Source organism: Halorubrum sp. Eb13 (assembly GCF_002252895.1).
GTDB lineage: Archaea > Halobacteriota > Halobacteria > Halobacteriales > Haloferacaceae > Halorubrum.
Genome location: NZ_NHPE01000001.1, coordinates 1 through 3191 on the forward strand (window position 1 = coordinate 1; position 3191 = coordinate 3191).

Here is a 3191-nt window from a genome sequence, read left to right on the forward strand (position 1 = left end):
TCTCGTGGGCTCGGGGGTAGCGTCGCCGGAGCATGAAGGTATTTGCGCCCGCGGCTCCCGAGTGCGGGTATGTTCATCCTGGTGAACCTCAAGGCGTACCCGTGCGATCCGATCGAAGTCGCGACCGCCGCCAGCGACGTCGCCGAGGCGTCCGGCGCTCGGATCGCGGTCTCGCCGCAGGCGGCCGACCTCGCCCGCGTCGCGGACACCGGCGTCGAGACGTGGGCCCAGCACGTCTCGCCGAACGACCACGGCTCGCACACCGGGTCGACGCTCGCCGAGGCCGTCGCCGACAACGGCGCCGAGGGGACCCTCGTCAACCACTCCGAGAAGCGGCTGAAGCTCGCCGACGTCGACGGCGCCGTCCGCGCGGCCGAGCGCGCCGACCTGGAGACGATCGTCTGCGCGAACAACCCCGCGCAGGTCGGCGCGGCCGCGGCGCTCGGCCCCGACGCCGTCGCCGTCGAGCCCCCGGAGCTTATCGGCGGCGACGTCTCCGTCTCGACGGCCGACCCCGGGATCGTCGAGGACGCGGTCGCGGCCGCCGACGCGGTCGACCCCGACGTCGACGTGTTCTGCGGCGCCGGCGTCTCGACCGGCGAGGACGTGGCCGCCGCGGGTGACCTCGGCGCGTCCGGGATCCTGCTGGCCTCCGGCGTGGCGAAGGCCGACGACCCGCGGGCGGCGCTGGAGGACCTCGTCTCGGGACTCTGAGCGCGGCGACCGCCGCGGGAGCGGGCCGATCGCCTCGCACCGGCCACCGTCGCAGGTCCCTGCGCTTGCGGATCTGTATAAAGACACCGGTGCGAGCAGTTCACACGATCGGCGAAACCGCACGACGTGAGCGGTATCAGCTGACCGACGAGATCGCGCCGTCTAGTAACCTTTAACCGACACAAGCCGCTAACTTTGGCTAAGATGGCGAGTAACAAGATCCTCGGTATCGACCTCGGTACCACCAACTCCGCGTTCGCGGTGATGGAGGGCGACGAGCCCGAGATCATCGCGAACGCGGAGGGCGACCGGACCACGCCCTCCGTCGTCGCCTTCGCCGACGACGACGAGCGGCTCGTCGGGAAGCCGGCGAAGAACCAGGCCGTCCAGAACCCCGACCGCACGATCCAGTCGATCAAGCGGCACATGGGCGAGGACGACTACACGGTCGAGATCGGGGACGAAGAGTACACGCCCGAGCAGGTCTCGGCGATGATCCTCCAGAAGATCAAGCGCGACGCCGAGGAGTACCTCGGCGACGACGTCGAGAAGGCGGTCATCACCGTCCCCGCGTACTTCAACGACAAGCAGCGGCAGGCGACCAAGGACGCCGGCGAGATCGCCGGCTTCGACGTCGAGCGGATCGTCAACGAGCCGACCGCCGCCTCGATGGCGTACGGCCTCGACGACGAGTCCGACCAGACCGTCCTCGTGTACGACCTCGGGGGCGGCACGTTCGACGTGAGCGTGCTCGACCTGGGCGGCGGCGTCTACGAGGTCGTCGCCACGAACGGCGACAACGACCTCGGCGGCGACGACTGGGACGAGGCGCTCATCGACCACATCGCCGACGAGTTCCGGAACGACCACGGGATCGACCTCCGCGAGGACCGCCAGGCGCTCCAGCGCCTGAAGGACGCCGCCGAGGAGGCGAAGATCGAGCTGTCGAACAAGAAGGAGACGACGGTCAACCTCCCCTTCATCACCGCGACCGACAGCGGTCCGGTCCACCTCGAACAGTCGATCACCCGCGCGACGTTCGAGAACCTCACCGGTGACCTGATCGAGCGCACCGTCGAGCCGACCGAACAGGCGCTCTCCGACGCCGGCTACGACAAGGGCGACATCGACGAGGTCATCCTCGTCGGCGGCTCGACCCGGATGCCGCAGGTCCAAGAGCAGGTCGAGGAGCTCGTCGGTCAGGAGCCGAAGAAGAACGTCAACCCCGACGAGGCGGTCGCGCTCGGCGCGGCGGTCCAGGGCGGCGTGCTCTCCGGCGACGTCGACGACATCGTCCTGCTGGACGTCACCCCGCTCTCGCTCGGGATCGAGGTGAAGGGCGGCCTCTTCGAGCGGCTCATCGAGAAGAACACCACCATCCCGACCGAGGAGTCGAAGGTGTTCACCACCGCCGCCGACAACCAGACTTCGGTCAACGTCCGCGTCTTCCAGGGCGAGCGCGAGATCGCCGAGGAGAACGAGCTGCTCGGCGCGTTCCAGCTCTCCGGCATCCCGCCGGCGCCCGCTGGAACCCCCCAGATCGAGGTCTCGTTCAACATCGACGAGAACGGGATCGTCAACGTCGAGGCCGAAGACCAGGGCTCGGGGAACGCCGAGTCGATCACCATCGAGGGGGGCGTCGGCCTCTCCGACGAGGAGATCGAAGAGATGCAGGAGGAGGCCGAGAAGCACGCCGAAGAGGACGAGGCCCGCCGCGAGCGGATCGAGGCCCGCAACGAGGCCGAGACGACGATCCAGCGCGCCGAGACCCTCTTAGAGGAGAACGAGGAGGACCTCGACGAGGACCTCATCGGCGACATCGAGGACTCGATCGAGGACGTCGAGGCGGTGCTCGAGGACGAGGACGCCGACACCGACGAGATCGAGTCGGTCACGGAGGCGCTCACGGAGGAGCTCCAGGAGATCGGCAAACAGATGTACGAGGGACAGGCCGCGCAGGCCGGTCCGGGCGGCGCAGGCGGCGCCGCCGGCGGTCCCGGCGGTATGGGCGGCGCGGGCGGTCCGGGCGGCGCGGCCGGCCCCGGCGGCGCGGGCCCCGACGGCGACGACGAGGAGTACGTCGACGCCGACTTCGAGGACGTGGACGACGACGAGGAGTAGCGTCGGCGCCCCTCGCCTTCGGACGCGCCCCTTAACACGACCCAGCCACGAACGACCAATAACGAACGTAACGCATGAGCGAAGATTTCTACGACGTCCTCGGCGTGTCGCGGGACGCCAGCGAGGAGGAGATCAAGAAGGCGTACCGCAAGAAGGCCGCCGAACATCACCCGGACGTCAGCGACGACGACGACGCCGAAGAGCGGTTCAAGAAGATCCAGAAGGCCAAGGAGGTGCTCACCGACGAGGAGAAGCGCCGCCAGTACGACCAGCTCGGCCACGACCGCTTCACCGAGGCCGACAAGCGCGGCGCGACGGGCGGCGGCGGCCCCGGCGGCTGCCTCTTATAAACATCT

General features: G+C 69.1%; 2 protein-coding genes and 1 pseudogene. All 3 read left to right on the plus strand.

The window, feature by feature from the left end:
- Positions 1 to 69: 69 nt before the first annotated feature.
- Complete coding sequence (tpiA, locus tag DJ75_RS00005) at positions 70 to 714, plus strand: triose-phosphate isomerase (protein WP_094521839.1); 645 nt, start codon at positions 70 to 72, stop codon at positions 712 to 714.
- 204 nt (positions 715 to 918) lie between these two features.
- Complete coding sequence (gene dnaK / locus DJ75_RS00010; RefSeq protein WP_176451394.1) at positions 919 to 2835, plus strand: molecular chaperone DnaK; 1917 nt, start codon at positions 919 to 921, stop codon at positions 2833 to 2835.
- A gap of 74 nt (positions 2836 to 2909) precedes the next feature.
- A pseudogene (locus tag DJ75_RS00015) lies at positions 2910 to 3173 on the plus strand (DnaJ domain-containing protein); the annotation flags it as partial.
- Between the last annotated feature and the right edge of the window lie 18 nt (positions 3174 to 3191).